This is a genomic window from Streptomyces sp. NPDC107575, assembly GCF_055657265.1.
Genome location: NZ_JBVKBG010000001.1, coordinates 79,601 through 105,914 on the forward strand (window position 1 = coordinate 79,601; position 26,314 = coordinate 105,914).

Below are 26,314 nucleotides of genomic sequence, written 5' to 3' on the forward strand. Positions count from 1 at the left end.
TACCGCTAAGACCGTACCACCGGACACCCGCCGCGCGGCAAGCCCCCGCTTCGGCGCGTGCCCGCCCTATGCTGATCCGCCATGTTCACCGATCAGGGTCCCACCCTCCGCGAGCTGGCCGTTCAGGCGCTGTCCTCGGTCGAGCGCGGCTACGACCTGCTGGCGCCGAAGTTCGACCACACGCCGTTCCGCACCCCGGACGTCGTGCTCGACGCGGTGGGCCGCGCGCTCGCCGGCCTCGGCCCGTACGACACCGGGCTCGACCTGTGCTGCGGCACCGGGGCGGGCCTGCGCGTGCTGCGCGAGGCGGGTGTCGGGCGGGCCGTGGGCGTGGACTTCAGCGGCGGCATGCTGGACGTGGCGCGGCGCGCCGAACCGACCGCGGGCCACGTCCGAGGGGACGCCCTCGCGCTGCCCTTCGGCGAGGTCTTCGACCTGGTCGTGAGCTTCGGCGCGTTCGGCCACTTCCTTCCGCGCGAGTGGCCGCGGCTGTTCTCCGAGGTGTGCCAAGTGCTGCGCCCCGGCGGGCAGTTCGCGTTCCCGCTGCCCGCGCCCGCGGGCCCGGGATCGCTGGGCTACTGGGCGATGCTCGGCTTCGACGGCGCGATGCGGGTGCGCAACGCGGTGTGGCGGCCCCCGTTCGTCATGTACTACCGGCCGTTCCGCCTCGCCGACGTACGCCGCGCACTGGACCACGCGGGCTTCGACGTCGCGCTGTACGCCCTGCCCGACCTCGGCGAGCGCCCCGACGGCAGCCCGCGGTGCCGACTGGTGGTGGCCACGCGCCGCTGACGGGTCCGCCGGATCGCGCCCCGCGCCCGCCGCGCCTAGCGTGTACCCATACCTGCCGGGCCGCGTCGTGCCCGGTGGCCGACGGAAGGGTGCCGCGTCATGTCCGCTCGTCCTGAAGGCGCGCCGGTCTGGGCCGACGCCATGTTCCCCGACCTGGAGGCCGCGAAGGGCTTCTACACGGAGCTGTTCGGCTGGACCTACGACGAGGGCAGTGCCGAGTTCGGCAACTACACGCAGGCCAGGACGCCCGACGGCAAGCGGGTGGCGGCGCTCGTGCCGCAGATGCCCGGCGCCGAGGGCGTGCACCCCGCCTGGAACCTGTATCTCGCCACCGCGGACATCGAGGCGGTCGCCGAGCGGATCAAGGGCGCGGGCGGCAGCCTCATGATGGACCCGATGCAGGTCGCCTCCTTCGGCACGATGGTCACTGCCCAGGATCCCGCCGGTGTCGTCTTCAGCGTCTGGCAGCCCGACACCCACGAGGGCTTCGAGAAGGTCAACGAGCCCGGCGCGTTCTGCTGGGCCGAGGTCAACACCCGCAACGCCGCGCGGACCGACTCCTTCTTCCCGGCCGTCTTCGGCTACGACGTGAAGAAGATGGAGGACGAGCACGTCGACTTCAACGTGTGGGAGCTGAACGGCGAGCCCACCATGGGCCGCATGCAGATGACGGACGACTTCCCGCCGCACGTCCCGTCGTACGTGAACGTGTACTTCGTCGTCGAGGACTGCGACGCGGCTGTCTCCACCGTCCAACGCCTCGGCGGCAAGCTGCACTTCGGGCCGATCGACACGCCCTTCGGCCGGTTCGCGGCGGTCGGCGACCCGCAGGGTGCCGCGTTCTCGGTCATCGACGTGACGTCCACCAAGGGCGAGATGCCGAACATGTCCTGACGGTCAGTCGGACGACGGCAGGCCGAACCCCAGCTCCCGCGCGGCGAGTTCGGGTGTCGGCTGCGCCCACCGCTCCACTGCTTCGGTGGTCTGCGTGGACGACAGGGACCGGATCTCCGCCCGGTCCAGGTAGAGCGTGCCGTTCAGGTGGTCCGTCTCGTGCTGCACGATCCGCGCGGGCCAGCCCGAGAACTCCTCGTCCACCGCGCGCCCCCGCTCGTCGAGGGCGCGCAGCCGCACACGCTCGTGCCGGGCGACCACGGCCTGGTAGCCCGGCACGCTCAGGCACCCTTCGTAGAAGGCGACGCGGCGCCCGCCCGCGTCCTCGTACGACGGGTTGAGCAGCACCCGGAACGGCTGCGGCGTCCGGCCCCGCGCCGCTCGCACCTCCTCGCTCACCGCTGCCGCGTCCTCGATGACGGCGAGCCGCAGCGGCACGCCGATCTGCGGCGCGGCCAGGCCCACGCCGGGTGCGGCGTGCATGGTGACCCGCATCGCGGCGATCAGCCGGGCGAGCAGCTCGTCCGACAGCTGTCCGTCGACGGGCTCGGCGGGGCGGCGCAGCACCGGGTCGCCCGCGGCGACGATCGGCAGCGGTCCCTCGGCGGTGAGCAGGGACTCGACGTGATCACTCAGTGACGTGAACGGCATGGCGTCAGGATGCCAAGAGTGATCACGGGCGCGTCCCGCGGGGTCCGGGAATGCGGTGGCGTTCCCGGCGGTTCTGATCTTGTGGTCGTCCCGTACGGATGGGGCGGCGGTGGCACAGGAGAAGGTTCGAAGGTTCCGACGGATGACGCAGACGCAGACGTACGCAGCACACGAGGGCGCCACGGGTCCCGCCCCGCACACCGAGCGCGGGTTCCACCCCCTCGACCACCCCGCGTACGCCGCGCTCACCGGCCCGCACGCGCACTTCGCCGAGCGCAGCGGCCGCGCCCTGCGCTACCCCGCCGCCGTCACGCCGTGGACCGCGCTGCCGCCCGACCCGGGACCCGAGGACTGGGCGGGCCTCGCCGCCTTCGCCGCGCCCGACGGAACCCTGCCGCTGCTCGGCACCGACATCGAGCTGCCGGAGGGCTGGGAGACGACGGTGGACCACGCGGGCGTGCGCATGGTGGGCGACGCGGTGGACGCGGCCCCGGACCCGGATGCCGTCCTGCTCACCGCCGACGACGTACCGGAGATGCTCGACCTGGTGGCCCGCACCCAGCCGGGCCCGTTCACGCCCCGCACCATCGAGCTCGGCACGTACCTGGGCGTCCGCGAGGGCGGAAAGCTCATCGCCATGGCGGGGGAGCGCCTGCACCTGCCCGGACACACCGAGGTCAGCGCCGTGTGCACCGACCCGGACCACCGGGGCAAGGGGCTGGCCGGACGGCTGGTGAAGGCCGTCGCGGCCGTCGTCCAGGAGCGCGGCGAGACCCCGTTCCTGCACACCGGCGCGGGCAATGCGAACGCGATCCGGCTCTACGAGTCCCTCGGCTTCCACCTGCGCGACACGACCCGCTTCCGGACGGTGCGCGCCCCGCGGTAGCCCCGACGCTGCCTACGCGTCCGGCTCCTCCTGGGACGCGTGGTTGTAGCGCACCAGGTAGTCCGCGAACCTCTCCAGGTCCTCCTCCGGCCAGTCCGCGAGCCGCTCGCCGAAGATCTGGCGGCGGTTGACGGTCACCTGGCGCAGTACGTCCGCGCCGGCCTCGGTCGGGTGCAGGACCTGCACCCGGTGGTCGTCGGGGTCCACGCGCCGGATCACGAGCCCCGCCCGCTGCAGGGCGGCCACCTGGCGGCTGACGGTCGACTTGTCGAGGGCGTAGTGCGCCGCCAGGTCCGTGGCCCGGCAGCCGCCCCGCTCGTCGAGGTGGGCGAGCAGCGAGTACGAGACGAGCGACAGCTCCGGGTGCATGCGCGCGGCGGTGGCCCGGGCGCGCCGGGCGAACGAGGTCAGCTCGCGCTGAATGGTCTCCACGGCCGCCTCACGGTCGGTCGCGCGATCTGGCTGTGCCACGGCGGTTCCTTTCGGGGTGCTCGTTGCACTCTACAACCCCACGGTCAAGGGGGCCTGGCACGTGGCGCGGATCTCTTATGCAACTTGTTGCAAAAGCGGGGCGGTGTCCTCTACAACTGTTTCGACCGTTCACCGCTCACGGAGGGCCCCATGAGCCGCTTCCCGCACCTGCTCGCCCCGCTCGACCTCGGTTTCACGACGCTCCCCAACCGCGTCCTGATGGGCTCGATGCACGTGGGCCTGGAGGAGGCCCCGAACGGGTTCGCGCGCATGGCCGAGTTCTACGCCACCCGTGCCCGCGGCGGCGTCGGCCTCATGGTCACCGGTGGCATCGCGCCCAACGCCGAGGGCTGCTCCTTCGAGGGCGGCGCCAAGATGACAGACGAGGCGGAGGCCGCGCAGCACCGCGAGGTCACCGACGCCGTGCACGCGGCGGGCGGAAAGATCGCCATGCAGATCCTGCACTTCGGCCGGTACGCGCACCACGCGGGCCTCGTCGCGCCGAGCGCCGTCCAGGCGCCGATCAGCGCCCACGTCCCGCGCGCCCTCACCGACGACGAGATCGAGCGGACCATCGAGGACTACGCGCGCGCCGCCGAGCTCGCCAAGTCCGCCGGGTACGACGGCGTCGAGGTCATGGGCTCCGAGGGCTACCTCATCAACGAGTTCATCGTCTCCGCCACCAACCACCGCGAGGACCGCTGGGGCGGTTCCTACGAGAACCGGATCCGGTTCGCCGTCGAGATCGTGCGGCGCGTGCGCGAGCGCGTCGGCCCCGACTTCATCCTCATCTACCGCCTGTCCATGCTGGACCTGGTCCCCGGCGGCTCCACCCTCGACGAGGTCGTCCACCTCGCGAAGGAGATCGAGGCGGCCGGAGCCACCATCATCAACACCGGCATCGGCTGGCACGAGGCCCGCATCCCCACCATCGCGACGTCCGTGCCGCGCGGCGCGTACACCTTCGTCACCAAGAAGGTCATGGGCGAGGTGAACGTCCCGCTCGTCACCACCAACCGCATCAACACCCCGGAACTCGCCGAGGAGTTGCTCGCCGACGGCGCCGCCGACATGGTCTCCATGGCGCGCCCGATGCTCGCCGACCCGGAGTTCGTGAACAAGGCGGCGGCCGACCGCTCCGACACCATCAACACCTGCATCGGCTGCAACCAGGCCTGCCTGGACCACATCTTCAGCCTCCAGATCACCTCCTGCCTGGTGAACCCGCGCGCCTGCCACGAGACCGAACTGGTCCTGTCGCCGACCCGGATCCGCAAGCGCGTCGCGGTCGTCGGCGCGGGCCCCGCCGGGCTCGCCTGCGCCGTCAGCGCCGCCGAGCGCGGCCACGACGTGACCCTCTTCGACGCCGCCGCCGAGATCGGCGGGCAGCTCAACGTCGCCCGCCGGGTCCCCGGCAAGGAGGAGTTCGACGAGACGCTGCGCTACTTCCGCACGCAGCTCGAACTGCACGGCGTGACCGTCAAGTTGGAGACCCGCGTCGAGGCCGGCGACCTCGACTCCTACGACGAGGTCGCCGTCGCCACCGGTGTCACCCCGCGCACCCCGGCGATCGACGGAGTCGACCACCCGAGCGTCGTCAGCTACCTCGACGTCCTGCGCGGCGGCGCCCCCGTCGGCGACCGCGTCGCGATCATCGGCGCGGGCGGCATCGGCTTCGACGTCGCCGAGTACCTCACCGACGACGGCTCGAAGGCGAGCCTGGACGCGGCCACGTACTTCCGGCAGTGGGGCGTCGACCTGGACTACGCCGACCGCGGCGGCCTCGCCAAGCCCGAGCGGCCCACCCCGCCCCGCCAGGTGCACCTCGTCCAGCGCAAGACCACGAAGGTCGGCGCGGGCCTCGGCAAGACGACCGGCTGGATCCACCGCACCGAGCTGCGCCACCGCGGCGTCACCATGGTCGCGGGCGCCACGTACGACCTGATCGACGACGCGGGCCTGCACATCACCGTCGAGGGCGAGCAGTCCCTCATCCCCGTCGACACCGTCGTCCTGTGCGCGGGCCAGGAGCCGCACCGCTCGCTCTACGACGACCTGGTCGCCGCCGGGCGCACCCCGCACCTGATCGGCGGCGCCGACGTCGCGGCCGAGCTCGACGCCAAGCGCGCCATCAAGCAGGGCACCGAGGTCGCGGCGGCCCTGTAGAGACCGGGTGGTCACGTGTCCGGGCCCGCCGGACGCGTGGCCACCCTCCACCTCCTCGTACTCTGGGCACCATGTCACTCCCGCACGCGATCCTCACGGCGCTCCTGGAGAAGCCGTCGTCGGGCCTCGAACTGACCCGCAGGTTCGACAAGTCCATCGGCTACTTCTGGTCGGCCACGCACCAGCAGATCTACCGGGAGCTCGGCAAACTCGAACGCGAGGGTCTGATCCGCGCGCTGCCCACCGAGACACCGGCGCGCGGCCAGAAGAAGGAGTACGAGGTCCTGCCCGAGGGCCGGGCCGAACTCGCCCGCTGGACCGCCACCCCGCACGACCCCAAGCCGATGCGCGACCCGCTGCCGCTGCGCCTGCGCTCGGCGGCCGTGGTCGGCACGGCGGGCATCGCCGAGGACCTGACGCGCCATCTCGCCCTGCACCGCGAGCAGTTGGCGACGTACGAGGACATCGAGAAGCGGGACTTCCCGCCGGAGAAGAACAGCGAGGCGGACCGCCTGCAACACGCGGTGCTGCGCGCGGGCATCGATCTCGAACGGTTCTGGGTGGACTGGTTGGAGCGCACCATCGCCGAACTGGACTGAGGGCCGTGAACCTCAGTCCCGCCCCGTGACCACGCTCCGCTCCGCCGAGAACGCGCCCCACGTCCCGTCCGGCAACTGCGCGCGCAGCTTCACCCGGTGCGTCACGTGCGGCTTCTTGCCGATGTAGAAGCTGTACGTCGCCGAGTCGGCCGGCGCGCCCTCGCCCCACATCACCGTCGTCGCCTCCCGGCCGTCCAGGAACACCTGGTACGCCGGGACCTCGCCGCCGGTCCGCGGCGGCGTCCACGCAAGGTCGAGGTAGTACGCGCCCTTCGCGCGCCGCGTCGACGCCTCGAACTCGGACGGGGCGGTGCCGGGCCCCTGCTCGCCGTTGCCCCGCGCGGTCGTCAGGCGGAGGGTCCCGCTCGCGGCGGAGGCGTTGTCGGCGGCGTCCCGGGCGCGCACGCTGAACGCGTACGCGGTGCCGGGCCGTAGCCCGGTGACCAGGGCCCGCGTCTCCTTGCCGCCGACGCTGTGGATCTTCGTGGCGCCCTGGTAGATGTCGTACGAGGCGACGCCCCGGTCGTCCGTCGCCGCGCGCCACGTGAGCGACACGGCCCGGCTCCCGTCCGCCTCTCCGCGCAGTCCGGTCGGGCGGGTCGGCGCGGCGCGGTCCTCCTTGACGGCGGCCGGGGTCGTGACGGTGACACGCGTGCTCGCCGGGCCGAGGGAGCCGTCGGTGCCGCGGGCGCGCACCGTGAACACGTAGCGGGACGTGGGGGAGAGCCCCGTGACGTCCACCATGTGCCGCTCCGCCGGCAGCCGCTTCACGCGCTTGGCGCCGCGGTACACCTCGTAGCCCTTGACCTCGGCCGTGCTCGCGGGGCGGTTCCACATGACGTGCACGGACGTGGCGCTCCCGGCCTGCGCGGTGACCCCGGCAGGCGCCGACAGGGCCGGACCCTCGGCCTGCGCGCTGTCGGAGAGGAGGCCGCAGGAGGCGAGCGCGGGCACGAGCGCGGCGGCGCAGAGCGCGCGGGCGAGCAGGGCGCGTGGGGGGAGGCGTCGCACGGAGGGCCTTCCGTTCGAGCGGATTGGTACAGACCTGTATGGCACGAGAGGCGGGCATTCCTCAAGGGGTTCGCGCCAACAGGTCTGTACCAAAGCCTCGTTCTCGACGGCTCGTTCTCAACGGCTCGTTCTCGAAGGTTCGTTGTCGAAGGCTCTTCGAGAAGTGGTCCCTCAGTCCTTGCGGTACGTGTACGCCTCCGAGGCCGCCGCGGCGACCGCGTCCAGGTCCGCTCCGGTCGAGGCGGTGACGACCGCGGCGATCGCGCCCTCCACGAAGGGGGCGTCCACCAGGCGTGTGCCGTCCGGGAGTTCGTCGCCCTCGGCCAGCAGCGCCTTCACGGTCAGCACCGCGCTGCCGAGATCGACGAGGACCGCGACGCCCGCGCCCCGGTCGACCTCGGCGGCGGCCGCCGAGATCAGCTCGGAGCTGGTGCCGAGGCCGCCGTCCTCCGTGCCGCCCGCCGCCGCGACGGGCGCGGTGTCGCCGCCACCCGACAGCCCGGTCGCGAGCCGCGCAACGGACTCGGCGACGTCCTTGCTGTGCGACACCAGCACGATGCCGACGGGCTTGCCGGGGGCGCTCACGATTCGCCTCCCGCCGCCTCGGCCAGCGCCGCGATCAGCAGCGCGGACGACGTGGCACCCGGGTCCTGGTGCCCGATGCTGCGCTCACCGAGGTAGCTCGCCCGCCCCTTGCGGGCCTGCAGCGGGGTGGTGGCCTCGGCCCCGTGCTCGGCCGCCGACCGTGCCGCCGCGAAGTCGCCGTCGCCGAGCGCCTCCACCGCCGGCACGAGGGCGTCGAGCATCGTCTTGTCGCCGGGGGCGGCCCCGCCGAGAGCGGCGACCGCGTCGACCCCGGCCTTCAGCGCCTGCGCGAAGTCCGCCTCGCCGACCTCGGCCGCGTCGCCCAGCGCCTTGCCTGTGCGGCGCAGAAGCGTCCCGTACAGCGGCCCCGAGGCGCCGCCCACCGTCGAGATCAACTGCCGTCCGGCCGTGGTCAGTACGGCCCCCGGAGTGTCCGGAGCGTCCTTGTCGAGGGTGGCCCGCACGGCGTTGAAGCCGCGCTGCAGATTGCTGCCGTGGTCCGCGTCGCCGATCGGCGAGTCGAGGTCGGTGAGCCGGTCGGCCTCACGGTCCACGGCCGCGGCGGCCACCGTCAGCCAGCGCCGGAAGAAGTCGGCGTCGAGCACGTGATCTCCTTGCTGTTCAGGTTCGTTGACGTGGTCGGATGCCCGGGCAGGCGGGTCACATGCCCCAGCGGAGCCCGGCCGTGCTGACGGGCGCGTCCCACAGCCGCAGCAGTTCCTCGTCGGCCTGGCAGATCGTGACCGAAGCACCGGCCATGTCGAGCGAGGTGACATAGTTCCCGACGAGCGTGCGGGCGACGGGTACGCCGCGCTCCTCCAGCACCCGCTGCACCTCGGCGTTGAACCCGTAGAGCTCGAGCAGCGGCGTGGCACCCATCCCGTTGACCAGCACCAGCACGGGGCTGTTGGGGTTGAGGTCCTCCAGGACGGCGTTCACGGAGAAGTCCGCGATCTCCCCGGACGTCATCATGGGCCGCCGCTCCCGGCCGGGCTCGCCGTGGATCCCGATCCCCAACTCCAGCTCGCCGGACGGCAGATCGAACGTGGGCGCGCCCTTGGCGGGCGTACTGCAGGCGCTCAGCGCGACGCCGAAGCTCCGCGCGTTCTCATTGACCTGCCGGGCGATCGCCTCGACGCGCTCCAGCGGCTGCCCCTCCTCGGCGGCGGCCCCCGCGATCTTCTCGACGAAGAGGGTGGCGCCGGTGCCGCGCCGCCCGGCGGTGTAGAGGGAGTCGGTGACCGCGACGTCGTCGTTGACGAGCACCTTGGCGACCTGGACGCCCTCGTCCTCGGCGAGCTCGGCGGCCATGTCGAAGTTCAGCACGTCACCGGTGTAGTTCTTCACGATGAACAACACGCCGGCGCCGCTGTCCACCGCGGCGGCTGCCCGCACCATCTGGTCGGGCACCGGCGAGGTGAACACCTCACCCGGGCAGGCCGCGGCGAGCATCCCGGGGCCGACGAACCCGCCGTGCAGCGGCTCGTGCCCCGACCCGCCGCCCGAGACCAACGCCACCTTCCCGGCCACCGGCGCGTCCCGGCGCACGATCACCCGGTTCTCGACGTCCACATTCAGTTCGGGATGCGCGGCGGCCATCCCGCGCAGGGCGTCGGGGACGACGGTCTCGGCTACGTTGATCAGCATCTTCACTGGTACCTCCGGGTGGCGTTGGCAGGCGGCGCTCGGCGGCGTCTTCCGGTCCCTCGCCAGTATCGACGCAGCGGCCGCCTTGGGCACCCGTTGCGACTCGCTCCGCGTGGCAGCCGTGGAGATGCGGGCCGGTGCCACCACGGGGCCGGCCGTCTCAGGAGGCGTCCGACGGCCAGTCGAGGAGGCGCGCGCCGATCACCGCGGTCTGCAACGTGTAGCGGTCGGCCGGCACCGCGGGGTCGATGCCGGTGAGCTGGTGGATGCGGGCGAGGCGATACGTGAACGCCCGCACGCTGAGCGACAGTTGGCGGGCGGCCTCGGCCGACACGCAGCCGGAGTCGAAGTACGCCATCAGCGTGTCGATCAGCGGCTGGGCGCCGCCCCGGGCCTGGTGCAGCGGCCCCAGCGTGTTGTGGACCAGGTCCGTCATGGCCTGCCGGTCGCGGGTGAGGACGGGGTAGACGAGCAGGTCGGCCGAGCGCAGCACGGGGGCGTCCAGGCCGAGGCGGCTGGCGAGGTCCAGCGCGCCCAACGCCTCCTCGTAGGACTGGACGACGCCGCTCGGTCCCGACTGCGGGCGGCCGATGGCGACCTGGCCCCCGTCGGCGGCGGCGTACGCCTGCTTGGCGAAGTAGGTGAGCACCTCGCTCTGGTCGCCGGGGGCGATGCAGACGAGCCGGCCGTCCTTGGTGGTCAGCAGGATGTTCCGGTTGCCGAAGCGGGCGATCACCGCGCGCTCGATCTCGCGCGGGACGGTGTCGCCCTCCTCGTACGCGCTGTCGCCGCGGGCCACGGCTATGGCGTGCTCGTCGGACAGGCGCAGCCCGAACCGCTCCGCGCGCTCGGCGAGTTTGCCCAGGTCGCTGCGGCCGTAGAGCAGGTCGTCGATGAACTCGCGGCGGGCCGCCTCCTCCCGGCGCATGGTCTGGCGCTGCGCGCGCTCGTAGCCCTCGGCGAACGCGTCGATGGCCTGGGCGCCGGCCGCGACGACGGAGTCGAGGGCCGCCCTCGTGCCCAGATTGCCGGTGTGCGTGCACGCGAGGTGGGCGGCGACCAGGGCACGCAGCCCGAGACCGGCCTCCGCCGCGCGCTCGCCCAGCGCGCGCCGCGCGTCGAGTTCGTCCCGGGTCAGCCGGCGACCGGTCGCTGAGGCATCGGCCACGGCCCGGACATACCCGTCCAGATACTCGTCGGGGACGCCCTGCTGCGACGCCATGCCCACCCCCCCATCGCGGTGCCTTGTGCTCCCCGAACTTTTTAACGTATGCGCAAGTAGGCATCAAAATCGCGTAAAGATTGCCGGGATCCGGAAGGTACTTCAGGTGGTTGCCCATGACAACATTCGGGGCAGCAGGCGGACGCGGGAGAGCCAGGGAGGCCAGTGACATGACGTGGTTTCTCGGACTCGGGATCGCGGGAGTGGTGCTGCTCGCACTGTCCCTGGTGCTTGACGGGGTGTTGGAGGGGCTCTTCGACGGGATCGGGGCGCTGGACGGGCTGTTCGACGGCCTGCTGTCGCTGCCCGTGATCGCGGGCTTCGTGTCGATGCTCGGATTCGGCGGAGCGATCGTGCTCGGCACCACCGACCTCGGTGCCGGACCCGCCACCGCCGTCGGTGCCGTCGCGGGGGGCGGCGCCGGCTGGCTGACATGGAAGCTGACCCGCGCGCTGATGCGGGACCAGACCGCGGTCACTCCCCGCGGCGACGACCTCGTCGGCAGCGCGGGCACCGTGGTCACCGCCATCCCGGTCGACGGATACGGCGAGGTGCTGCTCCAGCTCGCGGGCCAGCCGGTGAAGTTCTCGGCGAAGAGCCGGATCGCCGTCGCCCGCGGCGCCGAGGTGTGGGTGGCGGACATCCTGTCGCCGACCTCGGTCGAGGTCCGCACCGTCGACCGCTGACCGGCCGACCGCCGGTCGCCCACCGCTCACTCAGTAACCGACTGCCGTCCCCAGGGAGGCAGAGGGGGAAGCCATCATGAGCCCTGTCACCATCGCCGTGGCCGGAGTCGTCGTACTCCTGGTCCTGCTGGCGCTCGTCGTCATCACCCGCTACAAGGTCGCGGGGCCCAGCGAGGCGTTCATCGTCACCGGGCGGCGCGGCAAGAAGTCCACCGATCCCGAGACCGGCCACGTCGTCACCGACAACAGCGGCCAGAAGGTCGTGGTCGGCGGCGGCGTCTTCGTCGTGCCGTTCGTGCAGCAGAAGTTCACGCTCGACCTGTCCTCGCGGCACATCCCCGTCGCGGTGCGCGGCGCGGTCACCCTGCGCGGGGTGAAGGCGAACCTCGAAGGCGTCGCGATCGTCAAGGTCGGCGGCACCGAGGACTCGATCCGCGCCGCCGCCCAGCGGTTCCTGATGCAGCAGGACGGCATCGTCGGCTTCACGCAGGAAGTGCTGTCGGGCGCGCTGCGGTCCATCGTCGGGCGGATGTCCGTGGAGGATGTCATCCGGGACCGGGCCGCGTTCGCCGGGCAGGTCGCCGAGGAGGCGGAGGCGTCGCTGTCCGGGCAGGGCCTGGTCCTGGACGCCTTCCAGATCCAGGACATCACCACCGAGGGCTCCTACCTGGAGGACCTGGGCCGGCCCGAGGCCGCCCGCGCCAAGCAGGAGGCCGACATCGCCGAGGCCGTCGCGCGCCGCGCCTCCGAGCAGGCGCGGCTGAAGGCCGAGGAGGAGATCGCGGTCGCCCAGCGGACGTTCGCGCTGAAGCAGGCCGAGATCAAGGCGGAGACGGACCGGGCCGCGGCGCAGGCGAACGCCGCCGGTCCGCTCGCCGACGCGGCCCGGCAGCAGGAGGTGCTGACCGAGCAGGAGAAGGTGGCACAGCGTCAGGCGGCCCTGACCGACCGCGAGTTGGACACGAAGGTCCGCAAGCCCGCCGACGCCGCCCGCTACCAGGCCGAGCAGGAGGCCGAGGCCCGCAGGATCGGCATGGTCAAGCAGGCCGAGGCCGACGCCGAGCGGTCCCGCCTCACCGGTGAGGGCGAGCGGGCGCACCGTGCGGCGCTCGCGGACGCGGTCCGGCTCGAGGGCGAGTCCGAGGCGGCGGCGATCGGCGCGAAGGGCGCCGCCGAGGCCGAGGCCATGCAGAAGAAGGCCGACGCGTTCGCGCAGTACGGCGACGCGGCCGTGCTGCAGATGCTGGTCGAGGTGCTGCCGCAGGTCGTCGCCAAGGCCTCCGAACCGCTGGGCGCCGTCGACAAGATGACGGTGATCTCCACGGACGGGGCGAGCCAGCTGTCCCGTACGGTCGCCGACAACGTGGCGCAGGGCGTGGAGCTCCTGAACTCCACGACCGGCGTGGACCTGGCCGCCCTGCTGAAGAACATCACCGGCGGCAAGGGCGCGGTGCCGGCCCCGAAGGCGGCGGAGCCTGCGGGCGCGGGGGCGCCGAACGGCCACATCGAGATCACGGAGTGACACACTCCGGCTGAGCGCCCGGCTCGGCGGTCTGCACGGGGGCAGACCACCGAGCCGGGCATTTCCTGAACGTTCGTTAGATTGGTCAGGCGGAAAACGAGACCGGCGCGGGCTCGGCGCCGAGGACACACGGCGCTACGATGACGGCTCCGTCGCCGGCTTTACGATTGTTCAGTCGCGGGGCGGACTGAGCGGCCCAGCAGATCGGAGCATCGTGTCCACTCGCCCCGCAGGTCACCGGGCCATCATCGAGGCCGCCCGCGAAGAGTTCTCCGAGCAGGGCTACGGGGCCACCTCGATCCGCGACATCGCGGGCCGCGCCGGTGTCAGCCTGTCCGCGCTGTACTACTACTACAAGGGCAAGCAGGACCTCCTCGTCGCCATCCTCGAAGAGGGCCTCGACGCCTACTTCGGCGCCTGCGGCACCGCCCTCGAAGAAGCCGGCGACGACCCCGCCGAGCAGCTCGAGGCCCTGGTCACCGCGACGGTCCAGTTCCGCATCGAGCACCCGGTCAAGAGCAGCATCGTGCTGACCGAGGGCCGCAGCCTGGAACCCGAACACCTCGCCCGCTACCGCAAGAACGAGGAACGCGGCACCCAGCAGTTCCGCGAGGTCATCGAACGGGGCGTCGCCGAGGGCGTCTTCCTGACCCCCCACCCCGACGACGCGCGCCGCGCCGTGATCGCGATGTGCAACGCGATCGCCCAGTGGTACCGCACCGACGGCGAGGTGACCCCCGGCGAACTCGTCGAGCGGTACGTGTCGTTGGCGCTGACGGTGGTGGAGTACCGGCCGCGTTCGGTGCGGAGGGCGGCTCGGGCATGAGCCCGGGCGCCAGCGCCTAGCGCAGCGCCGCCGCCAACAGTCCCTCCAGGGCCTCGCGCGGTACCTCGCCGCCGTTCACGAGGTGGTCGAAGACCAGGCCGTCGATGCAGGACAGCAGGGTGTGGGTGCGGGACTCGGCGTCGGGCACGCCGCGTTCGGTGAGGAACGAGCGGACCGCCTCGCGGCCGGCGTTCTCGCGGGGGACGAGGATCTCCCGCAGCTCCGGGTCGCGCACGCTCTCGACGGCGCAGGCGTAGCGGGCCAGTGAACGGCGGCGGCCCTCGCCGGTGAGCCGCTGCCGGGTCAGCAGCGTCATGCCGTTCACGACGTCGGCGGGGTTGCGCAGCGGGGTGAGCCGCTCGGCCGTCGACTGCAGTTCCGCCTGGTCGAGTTGGACGAGGCGGGTGACGAGTCCGGTGAGCAGGGCGGCCCGGGTGCGGAAGTACGCCGACGTGGTGCCTGTCGGCAGGCCCGCCCGGCGGTCGACCGCGCGGTGGGTGAGGCCGCGGATCCCGTCGTCGGCGAGTACGTCGAGCGCCGCGTCCGCGAGGAGGGTGCGCCGGTCCGTTGCCTTGTCCGCTGGTGCCATGGCTCCTTTCTACACCTGTAGAGGTTCGGATAGGGTCCGTCCTCCAATGCCTTCTACAGATGTAGAAGGCGGAGTGGAGGGGTTCGGCATGGGGAAACGTGCGGTCGTCGTCGGAGGCGGTATCGGCGGGCTCGCCGCCGCGATCGGGCTGCGCCGCGTCGGCTGGGAGGCGGTGGTCGTCGAGCGCGCGGCGGTGCTCGGCGACGCGGGCGCGGGCATCTCGCTGGCCGCCAACGGGCTGCGGGCGCTGGACGGACTCGGTGTGGGCGATGCGGTGCGGGCCGCGTCCCGGGGCCAGTACACCGGGGGCACCCGCACACCGGGCGGCCGTCGGCTCGCCCGGATGGACGGCGCGGCGCTGGAGAAGGCGGTCGGCGCACCCATCATGGGGATCCCGCGTGCCACCCTGCACCGGTTGTTGCGTGCGGCCCTGCCCGACGAGGCGCTCGTCGTCGGCTGCGAGGCCGGGCCGGTCCGGCAGGGCGGTTCGCGCGCGGTGCGGGTCGAGTGCGACGACACGCTTCTCGACGCCGATCTGGTCGTGGCGGCGGACGGTGTCGGCAGCAAGATCCGGAGCCGGCTCTTCCCCTCGCACCCGGGGCCCGCCCACAGTGGCTCGGCCGTTCTGCGCGCCATCACCGAGCAGCCGCTCGACCTGTGCAGCGACTTCGAGCTGACCTGGGGCCGGGGCGCCGAGTTCGGGCACATCGCCTTCCTGGACGGACGCGCCGAATGGCACGCGGTCCTCGACCTCCCCGCGGGGACGCGGTTCGACGACCCACTGCGCGAGATGCGGCGCCGGTTCCGCGCCTGGCACGAGCCGATCCCCGCGCTGCTCGACGCGACGAACCCGGACGCCGTGCTGCACCACGACGTCAACGAGCTGCGTACGCCGCTCCCTTCGTACGTGGTCGGCCGGATCGCGCTGCTCGGTGACGCGGCCCACGCCATGACACCGAACCTGGGGCAGGGCGCCTGCCAGGCCCTTGAGGACGCGGTCACCCTCGCCGCCGCCCTCGGCTCCGCGCCCACCGTGGAGGCCGCGCTCACCCGCTACGACGCCGAGCGCCGTCCCCGCAGCCAGGCCGTCGCACGCGCCGCGCGCCAGGCCGGACGCATGGGGCAGCGACTCACCCACCCGCTGCCCGTCGCGCTGCGCAACACGGCCATGCGCCTGACACCCTCCCGTACCGCCGTCCGCATGATCCTGCGGCATCACGACTGGACCCCACCGACCCTTTACCACAAGGGAGTTGGCTGACGTACGTCCCCTCGTCCCGGTGACCTCCGTACGGCTACGGTGACCGCGTGGACCACGATCCGATCTCATCCAGGCACGTAAAACAGGCACGAGACGCCGAGCAGCGGCGGCACGCCTCCTCGTTCGGTGCGGCGGCGGTCTCGTATGCCGAGCATCGGCCCGACTACGCGCGGGACGCCGTGCGTTGGGCGCTCGATGTCGCGCCCGGGGCGCGTGTGCTCGATCTCGGGGCCGGGACCGGCAAGTTGACGGCCACGCTCCACGAGCTGGGCGTCGAGGTCGTCGCCGTGGAGCCGGACGCGGCCATGCTCGGCGAGCTGCGGCGCGAGCTGCCGGGTGTCCGGGCGCTGTCCGGCAGCGCCGAGGAGATTCCGCTGCCGGACGCCTCGGTCGATGTCGTGCTGGCGGGCAACGCCATGCACTGGTTCGACATGGCGGTCGCGGGGCCCGAGATCGCGCGTGTCCTCGCGCCGGGCGGCGTGCTGGCCGGGCTGTGGAACCTCATGGACGACGAGGTGGAGTGGGTCGCCGGGCTGGCACGGGTCGCGGGCAGTGCGGCCGTCGGTCCCCGTGACACCCCCGCCGCCTGGCGCGTCGCGACCGCCGACATGCACCTTCCGAAGAACGGGGCGGCTCCCCGGTTCGGTTCGCCGGAGCGGGCCGAGTTCGCGCACGGGCAGCGCCGCACCGCGGACTCCCTTGTCCGGACCCTCGCGACGCGTGCGGGAGTGCTGGTCATGCCGGAGGAGGAACGGGAGGCGCTGCTCGGGCGGATCCGTGGCTTCCTCGCGAGCGTGCCGGAGACCGCCCGCGGCGAGTTCACCCTGCCGATGCGGACCGGGGTGCTGCGGGTGCGGCGGCTGTGACGCCCGGCCGGAAGCCGGAGTGGTCCGTCAGGGGGTGGGGACGGGGCCGCCCAAGCGGTACCCGTCGTCCGCGGAGAACGCGGCGGCCACCGCGAAGCGGTCGGCGCGGACCAGCGTCTGACGCCACTCGACCTGGCGGCGGTCCGCGTCGTGACCGAGCCGGTCGATCGCGAACAGCGCCGTGGACTCGGGGCAGTCGAGCAGCTTGCGCTCCGCGCGGGTGGGCACGACGGCCCGGATCCGCTCCCAGCCGCCGCTGATGTGCGTACGGCAGTGGCGTTCCAGCTCGTCGTAGAGCGAGGTGTGCGTGAAGTCGACGGACAGCAGCGGGCCGGCGAGGTCCGCGGGGAGCCAGACGCGGTCGACGGCGAGCGGCTCCCCGTCGGCGAGGCGCAGACGTTCGAGGTGCACGAGGGGAGTGGACTCCTCCAGGCCGAGGCGTGCGGCGATGACACCGTCGGCCCGCTGGTCGAGGCGGCGCACGACGCTGCGCTGGACGGCGCCCACCTCCTCGACGGAGCGGAACAGGCTGTAGGCCTCGCCGACCTTCTGTTCCAGCGGGCGGCTCGCCGCGAACCGGGACACCCTGCCGCGCTGCGCCGTGACCAGGCCCTCCGCGCGCAGTGTGCGCAGCGCCTCGCGGACGGTGTGCCGGCTGACCTGGTACTCGGCGACGAGGTCGTGCTCGCCGGGGAAGACGTCCCGGAACTCGCCGTCCTCGAGGCGGCGCAGCAGGTCGGCGCGGAGCTGGGACCACAGCGGCTTGCCCTTGGAGCGGGTGAGCGGGCGGGGGCCGGACTGCGAGCTGCTGGTGGGCACGGGATGCATGCTCGTCGATTTGCGGAGGCGGTGCAAACGCCGGGCCCCGCTCACACGAAAGCATCCACCAGCATGAACGCCGCCGTCGCGAGCAGGAGGACCGCGAAGGTGCGCTGCAGCGCCGGCCCGGACAGCTTGGCCGCGAGCCGCCTGGCGTCCCACGCCCCGAGGATCGCGGCGCCGACGAAGGGGCCGAGTATCGCGGGGTCGATGGAGATGCCCTCGGTGGTCAGGCGCGTGGTGAGGGACACCAGTGAGTTGAGGAGGGTGACGACGAGGCTGGTGCCGACGGCCGCCCGCATCGGCAGTCGCAGTACGGACACCAGGGTGGGTACGGCGAGGAAGCCGCCGCCGACGCCGAGGAGACCGGTCACGGCGCCGAGGCCGGCTCCGGCGCCGGCGGTCCGCAGAGGGCCGCCCCGGTCGGCTTCGACGACTGTCTCCTGTGTCTCTCGGACGTGTACGTGGCCGGGGGCGGGCCCCGCCGCGGCCCGCGCGGGTAGGCGGGTGCGGGCCGTGTCATCACGGGTGCGGGTGCCGCGCAGCATCACGGTGGCGGCCACCCCGGCCAGTACGGCGAAGGCCCCGGTGAGCAGGTTCTGCGGGAGGCGGTGCGCGAGCATCGACGCCCCGATGGTGGGCACCGCGCCGACCGCGGCGAACAGGACGCCGGTCCGCCGGCGGACGGTTCCGGTGCCGGCGTGGCGGGCGAGGGCGGTGGCCGAGGTGACGGTGACGATGACGAGGCTTGTGGTGCCCGCGTCGGCCGGGTCGACACCCAGGAGGTAGACGAGGGCGGGGACCGCGAGGACGCCTCCGCCGCCGCCGAGTCCGCCGAGGGCCAGGCCGACGACGGCGCCGCAGAGCACGGCGAGGATCAGGATGTTCACGCGCGGACGCCGCCCCCGCGGGACGGGTGCTCGGCCGGTCCGCGCCATGCGGCGAAGCCGCCGCGCAGGTCGTCGGCGTCGAGGCCGCGGGCCCGGAGCACGGAGGCGGCGACGGAGGACCGGTTGCCGCTCGCGCAGACCACGACGATCGGCTGAGAGCCCGTCAAGTCACGTATTCGTTCGACCAGTTCGGGCAGCGGGACGGTGCGGGCGCCGGGGAGGGTGCCGGTGTCGTGGATCTCGCCGGGGCCGCGTACGTCGAGCACGGTGAAGGGCCGGGGGCTCTCGGCCAGGCGGTCGGCGAGGGCCTCCGCCTCGACGCGGGGCATCGAGACCGTGTGTGCCGCGGGCAGTGTGTCGGCGGGCAGGGCGCCGAGGACCCGGTCGTAGCCGATGCGGGCGAGGCGGTTGCGGGCCTCGCGCGCGGTGGCGGGGTCCCCGCACAGGACGAGGTCGGCGCCGGACGGGAGGACCTCGCCGCAGAGTTCGGCGAACCGGCCGCCGAGCGGGACGTTGACCGAGCCGGGGAGGTGGGCGGCGGCGTAGGGGTCCGGGGCCCGGGTGTCGAGGACGGTCGCGCCGCCCGCGACGGCCGCTCGTACGGCCTCGGGGGTGAGCGCGGGCACGGGGGCGTCCTCGTCGAGCACCGGACGTGTCTCGCGGTTGCGCGCGGAGGTGAACGAGAAGTAGGCGGGCGCGGCGGACTGGCCCGATGTCACGGCCTCGACGAAGGCGTCCTCGGTCATGTCGGCCAGGGCGTAGTTGGTGCGGCGCTGCGTTCCCATGGTGCAACTCAGCGCGGTGGAGAGGTTCTTGCCGCAGGCCGAGCCCGCCCCGTGTGCCGGGAAGACGCGGGTCTCGTCGGGCAGAGTGAGCAGGCGCTCGCGCGTGGAGCGGTAGAGGGCGCGGGCCATCTCCTCGGCGGAGCGGCCGCGTGCGCTGAGCAGGTCGGGGCGGCCGACGTCGCCGATGAACAGGGTGTCGCCGGTGAGGACGCCGTAGGGGACGGGGTCGGTGGCGTGCTCGCGGACGACGACGCAGACCGACTCCAGGGTGTGTCCCGGTGTGTGCAGGATCTGCAGGTCGACCTCTCCGAGGTGGATGTGCTGTCCGTCGGCGAGGGGGTCGGTGTCGAAGCCGACGTCGGCGGTGTCTCCGTAGGAGATGCGGGCGCCGGTGCGCTCGGCCAGTTCCAGGTGGCCGGAGAGGAAGTCGGCGTGGACGTGGGTCTCGATGACGCGCTCGATGGTGAGGCCGTGGTGTGCGGCGGTGGTGAGGTATTCGTTGACATCGCGCTGGGGGTCGACCGCGACGGCGCGGCCGGTGGTGCGGTCGCCGATGAGGTACGAGGCGTGCGAGAGACAGTCGAGGTAGAACTGCTCGAACACCAGCGGCCCGGTGCCGTCGTGGGCGACGGGCTCCTGGGGCGTGACGGGCGTGACGGGCATGGCGGACTCCAGAGTGGCGAAGCTGCTTGGGGGAGGTGTGCGGGTCACGCGAGGCCGCGGAGCATGAGGTTCCAGTACAGGAACGGCAGACCGTGCCGCTTGAGGTACCACATGTCGGTGCGCTCGCGGACCGTGTCGATCAGCGGGATCGAGGGGGCGGGCCGCCCGCTGTAGTCGAACTCGGCGAGCAGCATCTTGTTGCGGGCCGTGGTGAGCGGGCACGAGGAGTAGCCGTTGTAGACGGCGAGCGGCTCCTGGCCGTGCATCGTCGCGAGCAGGTTCTCGACGACCACGGGTGCCTGCTGGCGCACGGCGGCGCCGGTCTTCGAGTTCGGCGAGGAGCCGGCGTCGCCGAGGGCCCAGATGTTGGGGTACCGGACGTGCCGCATCGTGTGCTTGTCGATCTCGACGTAGCCGGCCGGGTCGGCGGGGTCGGCGAGCGGTCCGCGCTTGATCCAGTCCGGGGCGCTCTGGGGCGGTACGAGGTGGGCCATGTCGTACGGGAGCGTGGTCTTGTCGCCCGTGCCGAGGTGACTGACGACGACCTCGCGGGCCTCGGGGCGGACCTCGGTGACCTCGCTGCCGTAGTGGACGTGGATGCCGTACCGGCGGGCCACGCCCTCCAGGACCCGGGCGAACTCCGGGACGCCGAAGATGGTGTCGGTCGGGAGCACCAGGTGGATGTCCATCCGGCCGAGAAGGCCCTGCCGACGCCAGTGGTCGGCGGCGAGGTAGGCGATCTTCTGCGGGGCGCCGCCGCACTTGATCGGTCCGGGCGGCATGCTGAACACGGCGCTGCCCGAGCGGGTGTCGCGGATGAAACGCCAGGTCATGGGTGCGGTGTGCGGCAGGTAGTTGCTGGAGAGCCCGTCCTGCCCGAGTCCGGCTTCCAGTCCTGGGACGCCGCCCCAGTCCAACTGGATGCCGGCGCACACCACGAGATGGTCGTAGCGCACGACACCGCCGTCGTCGAGGGCCACCTCCTGTGCCTCCGGGTCGACGGCGACCGCGGCCCGCCGGATCCACCGCACCCCCTTCGGCATCACGGATCCCTGTGGCCGCACACTCTCCTTCAGTGGCGCCCGCCCGCCGCCGACCAGCGTCCACAGCGGCTGGTAGTAGTGCCGCTCGCTGGGGTCGAGGACCGCGACGTCACGCTCCCCGGCACGCCGCAGCCGCGCCGCGACCGTAACCCCGGCCGAGCCGCCGCCCACGATCACCGTCCGGTGGTGCTGCTTGGTCACCAAGAGAATCCCTCCCGATAATGTACGTACATCTACGCTAGAACGTCTGTCCGCCGTCGTACAAGTGCCGCCAGGGATTCTGGCGCAAGGTGTACGTACATTTGAGGCCGCTCAGCTGCCGCTCTGCTGCCGCCGACCCGCACGGTGGTTACGGTGACCCCATGGCAGAGAAGCCGAGAATCAGGTCCTGGCAGGACATGCGCGAGTGGCAGATCGGGCTGCTGGAGCGCGGCACCGGTGAGCCGCTCACGGCCTGGACCGAGCGCATCCGGTCGCTGGCGCCCGGCGGCGAGCAGGAGCTGCGCGAGTGGCTGGGCGGGCGGGGTGTGACCGGGTACGCCCAGATGCTCCTGGTGCACGAGACCTTCGGCTACCCGGACTTTCTGCGGCAGAGCGCGGACGACCTGATCGACGCGCAGTACGCCGACCGGCCGGGGCTGCGGCCGGTGCTCGACGCGGTGCTGCTGCGCGCCGCGGAACTGGAGCAGGTGACGATCCAGGCACGCAAGACGTTCGTCGCCCTCGTCGGACCGCGCCGCACCTTCGCCCGGGTGCGCCCCACCACCCGCACCCGCGTCGACGTGGGGCTGCGGCTGCCGGGGGAGGAACCGGCGGGCCGACTGCTCGCGGCGAAGGGGATGGGCGACGAGATGGGGCTGCGGGTCCCGCTGACCGAAGTCGGCGACGTGGACGAGGAGTTCGCGCGGGTGCTGCGGAGGGCGTACGAGGCGAACGTGTGACGCGTGGCCCGGGAAAAACGGGGTGCGGCGGGCGGTGCGAGGCGTGAAGGTGTGGGGATGCGTCCGCCCATCGACACCGAACTGACCCGCAGGCTCGTCGACGCGCAGTTCCCGCAGTGGGCCGGGCTGCCGCTCCAGCGTGTCGAACCGGGTGGCTCGGACCATGTCATCCACCGGCTCGGCACGGAGCTGTCGGTGCGGATGCCCCGGCATCCCGGCCCGCTCGGCGGGCTGGACACGGAGTTCGCCTGGCTGCCCCGGCTCGCCCCGCATCTGCCCCTAGGGCGTGTCGTTTGGATCAGGCCGGGCTCGCGCGGCCTGGCACGCACGCTCGCTGCGTTGTCGTCGGTCGACGACGCTCCGCGTCGCCTCCCTCCTCCGCCTTGCGATCGCACGCACCAGACCCCGCTCCCTGATCCGGCCTGATCCAAACGACACGCCCTAGCGCTACCGGTCCCGGAGGCGCGCGGTCGACCCGGCTTCGGTTACCCCTGGCCGTGGTCGGTCTCCCGCTGGCTGGACGGGGAGCCGGCGAGCGCGGAGAAACTGGGCGACGACAACGCCGTCGCGGCCGAACTGGCCGCATTCCTCCGCGCGTTGTGGGACTTCGGTCGCGTCCGCCGACCCGCGCCGGGCGACACCCACGTTCCGGCCCCGCAGCCCTTGGCCGACCGCGACCGTGTCACGCGCGCGGCCATCGCGCGGGCCGCGGACACCTTCGACGCGGAGGCGATGACCGCGGTGTGGGACGCGGCGCTGAGTGCCGCGCCCTGGAGCCGGCCGCCCGTGTGGGTGCACGGCGACTTCCACACCGGCAATCTGCTCACCCGCGACGGCCGGCTCGCCGCGGTGATCGACTTCAGCAACCTGGCGTTCGGCGATCCCGCGACCGACCTGATGATGGCCTACTCGCTGATGACACCGCCCTGCCGGGACACCTTGGGCACCGCGCTCGGAGCGGACGCCGACACCTGGTCCCGCGGCCGCGCCTGGGGCCTGACCGGCGCACTCCTCGCGTACACGGCGTACGCCCACGAGTCCCCGGCGATCGGGGCGGCGACGACGCGGCAGGTCCACGCGGTGCTGGAGGACTGGGCGGGGTGCGGCTGAGGGGGCCGTGCCTCAGGACTCCCCGTCGACCCACCCCCGCAGTGCCCCGTAGTACGCCCGCGTCAGCCGGCGCACCACCGCGGCCTCGTCCAGGTCCGTGGCGAGGAGGTCGAGGATGTCGCGGGGGTCGAACATGATGTTGTAGAGGAACAGTGCATGGTCGAAGTGCGCGTCGTCCACCCCGAGTTGGCGCATCACGGCCCGGATCGGCCGCTCCCAGATGTCACGGACCGCGGTGATCACTTCGTCCTGTGCCCGCAGCCGGGCCAGGAAGCCCTGGCGCGAACGGACCTGGACCGTGGCCGCGCCGTGCCTGCGCACGAGCCTGACGCGCTCGGCCGCGACGGCCTCGAAGAGGGTGGTGCCCGTGCTGGGGCAGTCGTGGCTGAAGTTCCGCAGCTCGACGATGGTGCTGTAGACGTACGCGGAGATCAGCTCTTCGAGGGTGGAGAAGTAGCGGTAGGCCGTGGCCGTGGAGAGGCCGGCCCGCTGGGCGACGAGCGGCATCGAGACCGAAGCGGGTTCGGACTCGAGGATCGCGCCCACCGCCTCGAGCAGCTTGCTGCGGTTGCGGACGGCGTCCTGTCGCGGGCCACGGGTGCGCCCCGCCGGCCGGCCGGTGCTGTTCAGGGTGGCCTCCGAAGTCCGTCCGAACCCCATGATCCATGAGATCTGAGTCTTACTTTCCAGCAGGGTATCTCATCGCAACGTCTCAACTCTTCCGTGTTCAGGGTCTTGACGGGCGGGGTCGGATGCCTTCAACTCAGTCACTAACTGAGACTGCTCTCGCAGTTATCAAGTCCACCGCAGAGGAGATCGGTGTGAAGAGAGCCAAGCTCCTGCGTCCGGCCCTCACGGCCGTCGCGCTCGTCCTCGCCCTCGCGGCCTGCGGCGCCGACCCGGTGGCGCGCAACGCCGCCGACACGCACCCGCTCCACCGGCTGCTGCCCGAGCATGTCCGGCAGTCGGGGAAGCTCAAGATCGGCGGTAGTACGAACGTCGCCCCGTACCTGTACCGGGACGGGTCCGAGATCACCGGATTCGAGAAGGAGTTGATGGACGCGCTGGGCCAGGAGCTCGGCGTGGAGGTCGAGTTCTACGACGCCGGGTTCACCGCGCTCGTGCCCGGCCTGCAGTCCGGAAAGCTCGACGTGGCGATGGGCGACTTCACCGACACCAAGGAACGGCAACAGGCCGTGACCTTCGTCGACTACACCACCTCGTACCAGACCCTCTTCGTGCAGAACGGGAACCCGAAGCGGCTGAAGACCGCCGACGACCTGTGCGGCACCACGGCCGCCGCCACCGTCGGCAGCCTCTCCGGCGAACTCGCCGCCCAGTAGGACACCAAGTGCCGCAAGGCGGGCCGGGCGGGCGTGAAGCTCATCGAGATGGACAACGCCGCCGCCACCATGATGCAGGTCCGCACGGGACGGGCCGACTCCGTCGTCATCGACTACGTCATCGGCCGGTACGTCGCCGCGCACAGCGAAGCGGGCGAGGTGGCGGGCGCCCCCTTCTACGAGCAGTTCCACGGCGCGGCCGTACGCAAGGACAACGCACCCCTTCGTAAGGCGCTCGGCGCCGCATTCGAGGAGATCATGCGCAACGGAACCTATGAACGCATCCTGCGGCACTGGGACATGGAGCAGCTCGCCATGGACGCTCCCCGAGTGAACGCGGCCACCTCATGAGCGCCCCGACCGTCCCGTCGAGCGGCCTGGACATCGAGGCCGCCGCAGCGCTGCCCGTCACCCCGGTCCGCCGGCCCTGGCAGTGGGCCGCGAGCGTGGTCGTCATCGCGCTGCTCGCCCTGCTCCTCGTATCGGTCGCGGGCAACTCCAACATGGGCTGGCCGGTCGTCGGCGACTACCTCTTCGACGACGACATCCTGCACGGCATCGGCTGGACCGTGCTGCTCACCGTGGTGTGCATGGCGCTCGCCGTAGTCATCGGTGTCGTGGTCGCCGTGCTGCGGACCTCCGGCAACCGGGCGCTGGCCGCGGCGGCCTCGCTGTTCGTGTGGTTCTTCCGCGGGACGCCGCTCCTCGTCCAGCTCATCTTCTGGTTCAACCTGGCGCTCGTCTTCCCCGAGCTGGGCCCGGCGATGTTCTTCGGCCAGGGCGCGGGCGGCATCGACACCAACGACGCCATCGACTGGTTCACGGCCGCCCTGCTCGCCTTCGGCCTGCACGAGGGCGCCTACATGGCGGAGATCGTGCGCGGTGGTTTCCTCGCCGTGGACCGGGGCCAGATCGAGGCCGCCGAGTCCATCGGCATGACGGGCGGTCAGCTGCTGCGGCGCGTGCTGCTTCCGCAGGCCCTGCGGGTGATCGTGCCGCCGTCGGTGAACCAGTTCGTCAACCTCTTCAAGGCCACCTCCCTGGTCGCGTTCGTGTCCGGGCTCGACCTGCTCTCCGCCGTCCAGCACATCTACGCCACCAACTACGAGGTCGTGCCGCTCCTGATCGTCGCGAGTCTGTGGTACCTGGCGCTCGTCTCCCTGGCGACCCTCGGCCAGCACGTGCTGGAGAAGCGGCTCAACCAGGGCTACGGACACGCGCGCGGACAGGACCGCAAGCACGCGAAGGAGGCTGCCGCATGACCGCCACCGCTATGGTGCAGGCCCGCGGGATCACCAAGTCGTACGGCCCGCTCACCGTCCTCGACGGCCTCGACTTCGACGTCGAGCGCGGCGAGGTGGTGTGTCTGCTCGGCCCGTCCGGGTCCGGCAAGAGCACCCTGTTGCGCTGCCTCAACCGGCTGGAGAAGCCGGACGCGGGCGTGGTCGGCGTCGACGGCGAGATCATGGGGTACCGGCGCGAGGCCGACCGGCTGCAGGAGCTGCGCGGCAGGCAACTCGCCCGCCAGCGCGCCGACATCGGGATGGTCTTCCAGCGCTTCAACCTCTTCCCGCACCGCACCAACCTCGAGAACGTGGTCGAGGGGCCGCTCCTGGTGCGCAAGGAGCCCCGCGAGGCCGCTCACGCCCACGCCCGCCAACTGCTCGCCCGGGTGGGTCTCGCCGACAAGGTCGACGCCTACCCCAACCACCTCTCCGGCGGCCAGCAGCAGCGCGTCGCCATCGCCCGCGCGCTGGCGATGCGCCCGAAGCTGATGCTGTTCGACGAGCCGACGTCGGCCCTCGACCCCGAACTGGTCGGTGAGGTCCTCTCGGTCATGAAGGACCTCGCCCGCGACGGCATGACCATGATCGTGGTCACCCACGAGATGGGCTTCGCGCGCGAGGTCGCCGACCGGGTCATCTTCATGGACGGCGGCCGGGTGATCGAGCAGGGCCCGCCCGGTGAGGTCATCGACCACCCGCGGGCCGAGCGCACCCGTGCCTTCCTCGCCCGCATGAACTGACCCCGCCGCACGCCCCGCCC

At 72.4% G+C, this 26,314-nt stretch carries 28 protein-coding genes and 2 pseudogenes; 17 read left to right on the forward strand and 13 right to left on the reverse strand.

Annotated features, from left to right (window positions below; translation table 11 throughout):
- Window positions 1-81 precede the first annotated feature (81 nt).
- Entirely contained in the window at window positions 82-792 is a 711-nt protein-coding gene (locus ACZ7L4_RS00365; protein ID WP_472098389.1) for a class I SAM-dependent methyltransferase, read from the forward strand.
- 99 nt (window positions 793-891) lie between these two features.
- Entirely contained in the window at window positions 892-1,686 is a 795-nt protein-coding gene (locus tag ACZ7L4_RS00370) for a VOC family protein (RefSeq protein WP_472098390.1), read from the forward strand.
- Between the two features lie 3 nt (window positions 1,687-1,689).
- Here ACZ7L4_RS00370 and def read toward each other — a convergent pair whose 3' ends face one another.
- Window positions 1,690-2,337 (reverse strand): peptide deformylase, encoded by a 648-nt coding sequence (def, locus tag ACZ7L4_RS00375; RefSeq protein WP_472098391.1) that lies wholly within the window; start codon window positions 2,335-2,337, stop codon window positions 1,690-1,692.
- Window positions 2,338-2,479: 142 nt separating this feature from the next.
- Between def and ACZ7L4_RS00380 the strand changes: the two genes are divergently transcribed.
- Window positions 2,480-3,223: a GNAT family N-acetyltransferase gene (locus ACZ7L4_RS00380; protein WP_472098392.1), complete on the forward strand. Its 744-nt coding sequence runs from the start codon at window positions 2,480-2,482 to the stop codon at window positions 3,221-3,223.
- 12 nt (window positions 3,224-3,235) lie between these two features.
- Here ACZ7L4_RS00380 and ACZ7L4_RS00385 read toward each other — a convergent pair whose 3' ends face one another.
- Window positions 3,236-3,694, reverse strand: coding sequence for a MarR family winged helix-turn-helix transcriptional regulator (locus tag ACZ7L4_RS00385; RefSeq protein ID WP_472098393.1), 459 nt, complete (start codon window positions 3,692-3,694; stop codon window positions 3,236-3,238).
- A 150-nt stretch (window positions 3,695-3,844) separates the two neighbouring features.
- Here ACZ7L4_RS00385 and ACZ7L4_RS00390 point away from each other — a divergent pair, with 150 nt between their 5' ends.
- Window positions 3,845-5,860, forward strand: a complete 2,016-nt coding sequence (locus tag ACZ7L4_RS00390; RefSeq protein WP_472098394.1) for an FAD-dependent oxidoreductase — start codon at window positions 3,845-3,847, stop codon at window positions 5,858-5,860.
- 71 nt (window positions 5,861-5,931) lie between these two features.
- On the forward strand, window positions 5,932-6,459 hold the full coding sequence (locus tag ACZ7L4_RS00395; RefSeq protein WP_472098395.1) for a PadR family transcriptional regulator: 528 nt from the start codon (window positions 5,932-5,934) through the stop codon (window positions 6,457-6,459).
- 12 nt (window positions 6,460-6,471) lie between these two features.
- Here the strand turns inward: ACZ7L4_RS00395 and ACZ7L4_RS00400 are convergent, their stop codons facing one another.
- The 5 genes from ACZ7L4_RS00400 to ACZ7L4_RS00420 form a co-directional block, all read right to left on the reverse strand.
- Window positions 6,472-7,470: a fibronectin type III domain-containing protein gene (locus ACZ7L4_RS00400; RefSeq protein ID WP_472098396.1), complete on the reverse strand. Its 999-nt coding sequence runs from the start codon at window positions 7,468-7,470 to the stop codon at window positions 6,472-6,474.
- 171 nt (window positions 7,471-7,641) lie between these two features.
- Window positions 7,642-8,055 (reverse strand): dihydroxyacetone kinase phosphoryl donor subunit DhaM, encoded by a 414-nt coding sequence (gene dhaM / locus ACZ7L4_RS00405; RefSeq protein WP_472098397.1) that lies wholly within the window; start codon window positions 8,053-8,055, stop codon window positions 7,642-7,644.
- Entirely contained in the window at window positions 8,052-8,660 is a 609-nt protein-coding gene (gene dhaL / locus ACZ7L4_RS00410; RefSeq protein ID WP_472098398.1) for a dihydroxyacetone kinase subunit DhaL, read from the reverse strand. The genes dhaM and dhaL overlap by 4 nt, the downstream gene beginning before the upstream one ends.
- A gap of 55 nt (window positions 8,661-8,715) precedes the next feature.
- A complete protein-coding gene (dhaK, locus tag ACZ7L4_RS00415; RefSeq protein WP_472098399.1) occupies window positions 8,716-9,708 on the reverse strand; it encodes a dihydroxyacetone kinase subunit DhaK in 993 nt (330 codons plus the stop codon).
- Window positions 9,709-9,862: 154 nt separating this feature from the next.
- A complete protein-coding gene (locus ACZ7L4_RS00420) occupies window positions 9,863-10,924 on the reverse strand; it encodes a PucR family transcriptional regulator (RefSeq protein ID WP_472098400.1) in 1,062 nt (353 codons plus the stop codon).
- Window positions 10,925-11,094: 170 nt separating this feature from the next.
- Here ACZ7L4_RS00420 and ACZ7L4_RS00425 point away from each other — a divergent pair, with 170 nt between their 5' ends.
- The 3 genes from ACZ7L4_RS00425 to ACZ7L4_RS00435 all read left to right on the forward strand — a co-directional run bounded on the left by ACZ7L4_RS00425 (window position 11,095) and on the right by ACZ7L4_RS00435 (window position 13,958).
- On the forward strand, window positions 11,095-11,610 hold the full coding sequence (locus ACZ7L4_RS00425; protein WP_472098401.1) for a hypothetical protein: 516 nt from the start codon (window positions 11,095-11,097) through the stop codon (window positions 11,608-11,610).
- A 76-nt stretch (window positions 11,611-11,686) separates the two neighbouring features.
- Complete coding sequence (locus ACZ7L4_RS00430) at window positions 11,687-13,132, forward strand: flotillin family protein (protein WP_472098402.1); 1,446 nt, start codon at window positions 11,687-11,689, stop codon at window positions 13,130-13,132.
- 214 nt (window positions 13,133-13,346) lie between these two features.
- Entirely contained in the window at window positions 13,347-13,958 is a 612-nt protein-coding gene (locus tag ACZ7L4_RS00435) for a TetR/AcrR family transcriptional regulator (RefSeq protein ID WP_472098403.1), read from the forward strand.
- A 16-nt stretch (window positions 13,959-13,974) separates the two neighbouring features.
- Here ACZ7L4_RS00435 and ACZ7L4_RS00440 read toward each other — a convergent pair whose 3' ends face one another.
- Complete coding sequence (locus ACZ7L4_RS00440; protein WP_472098404.1) at window positions 13,975-14,547, reverse strand: TetR/AcrR family transcriptional regulator; 573 nt, start codon at window positions 14,545-14,547, stop codon at window positions 13,975-13,977.
- Between the two features lie 88 nt (window positions 14,548-14,635).
- Between ACZ7L4_RS00440 and ACZ7L4_RS00445 the strand changes: the two genes are divergently transcribed.
- Entirely contained in the window at window positions 14,636-15,808 is a 1,173-nt protein-coding gene (locus ACZ7L4_RS00445; RefSeq protein ID WP_472098405.1) for an FAD-dependent monooxygenase, read from the forward strand.
- A 47-nt stretch (window positions 15,809-15,855) separates the two neighbouring features.
- On the forward strand, window positions 15,856-16,674 hold the full coding sequence (locus ACZ7L4_RS00450) for a class I SAM-dependent methyltransferase (RefSeq protein ID WP_472098406.1): 819 nt from the start codon (window positions 15,856-15,858) through the stop codon (window positions 16,672-16,674).
- A 27-nt stretch (window positions 16,675-16,701) separates the two neighbouring features.
- On the opposite strand, the gene ACZ7L4_RS00455 is transcribed toward ACZ7L4_RS00450, so the two are convergent.
- Genes ACZ7L4_RS00455 through ACZ7L4_RS00470 form a run of 4 tightly spaced genes read right to left on the reverse strand, consistent with a single transcriptional unit; the run spans window position 16,702 to window position 21,078 of the window.
- A complete protein-coding gene (locus tag ACZ7L4_RS00455) occupies window positions 16,702-17,502 on the reverse strand; it encodes a GntR family transcriptional regulator (protein ID WP_472098407.1) in 801 nt (266 codons plus the stop codon).
- 41 nt (window positions 17,503-17,543) lie between these two features.
- Window positions 17,544-18,383: a sulfite exporter TauE/SafE family protein gene (locus tag ACZ7L4_RS00460; RefSeq protein WP_472098408.1), complete on the reverse strand. Its 840-nt coding sequence runs from the start codon at window positions 18,381-18,383 to the stop codon at window positions 17,544-17,546.
- The gene (locus ACZ7L4_RS00465; RefSeq protein WP_472098409.1) at window positions 18,380-19,831 is read right to left on the reverse strand and encodes an MBL fold metallo-hydrolase; all 1,452 of its coding nucleotides are present in this window, start codon (window positions 19,829-19,831) and stop codon (window positions 18,380-18,382) included. Before ACZ7L4_RS00465 ends, ACZ7L4_RS00460 begins: the two co-directional genes overlap by 4 nt.
- A gap of 44 nt (window positions 19,832-19,875) precedes the next feature.
- Entirely contained in the window at window positions 19,876-21,078 is a 1,203-nt protein-coding gene (locus ACZ7L4_RS00470; RefSeq protein WP_472098410.1) for an NAD(P)/FAD-dependent oxidoreductase, read from the reverse strand.
- Between the two features lie 158 nt (window positions 21,079-21,236).
- On the opposite strand from ACZ7L4_RS00470, the gene ACZ7L4_RS00475 reads away from it, so the two are divergent.
- The 3 genes and pseudogenes from ACZ7L4_RS00475 to ACZ7L4_RS00485 form a co-directional block, all read left to right on the forward strand.
- On the forward strand, window positions 21,237-21,815 hold the full coding sequence (locus tag ACZ7L4_RS00475; RefSeq protein ID WP_472098411.1) for a DUF5655 domain-containing protein: 579 nt from the start codon (window positions 21,237-21,239) through the stop codon (window positions 21,813-21,815).
- Between the two features lie 57 nt (window positions 21,816-21,872).
- Window positions 21,873-22,094, forward strand: a pseudogene (locus ACZ7L4_RS00480) (phosphotransferase); the annotation flags it as partial.
- 174 nt (window positions 22,095-22,268) lie between these two features.
- Window positions 22,269-22,925 (forward strand): annotated as a pseudogene (locus tag ACZ7L4_RS00485) (phosphotransferase); the annotation flags it as partial.
- Window positions 22,926-22,937: 12 nt separating this feature from the next.
- Here ACZ7L4_RS00485 and ACZ7L4_RS00490 read toward each other — a convergent pair.
- A complete protein-coding gene (locus ACZ7L4_RS00490) occupies window positions 22,938-23,585 on the reverse strand; it encodes a TetR/AcrR family transcriptional regulator (protein WP_472098412.1) in 648 nt (215 codons plus the stop codon).
- Window positions 23,586-23,746: 161 nt separating this feature from the next.
- On the opposite strand from ACZ7L4_RS00490, the gene ACZ7L4_RS00495 reads away from it, so the two are divergent.
- Genes ACZ7L4_RS00495 through ACZ7L4_RS00510 form a run of 4 tightly spaced genes read left to right on the forward strand, consistent with a single transcriptional unit; the run spans window position 23,747 to window position 26,294 of the window.
- Entirely contained in the window at window positions 23,747-24,268 is a 522-nt protein-coding gene (locus ACZ7L4_RS00495; RefSeq protein WP_472098413.1) for a transporter substrate-binding domain-containing protein, read from the forward strand.
- 33 nt (window positions 24,269-24,301) lie between these two features.
- Window positions 24,302-24,619: a type 2 periplasmic-binding domain-containing protein gene (locus ACZ7L4_RS00500; RefSeq protein WP_472098415.1), complete on the forward strand. Its 318-nt coding sequence runs from the start codon at window positions 24,302-24,304 to the stop codon at window positions 24,617-24,619.
- Window positions 24,616-25,530 carry an amino acid ABC transporter permease gene (locus ACZ7L4_RS00505; RefSeq protein ID WP_472098416.1) on the forward strand — a complete coding sequence of 305 codons (915 nt, stop codon included), beginning with the start codon at window positions 24,616-24,618 and terminating at the stop codon, window positions 25,528-25,530. The genes ACZ7L4_RS00500 and ACZ7L4_RS00505 overlap by 4 nt, the downstream gene beginning before the upstream one ends.
- Window positions 25,527-26,294 carry an amino acid ABC transporter ATP-binding protein gene (locus tag ACZ7L4_RS00510; RefSeq protein ID WP_472098417.1) on the forward strand — a complete coding sequence of 256 codons (768 nt, stop codon included), beginning with the start codon at window positions 25,527-25,529 and terminating at the stop codon, window positions 26,292-26,294. Before ACZ7L4_RS00505 ends, ACZ7L4_RS00510 begins: the two co-directional genes overlap by 4 nt.
- Window positions 26,295-26,314: the final 20 nt, after the last annotated feature.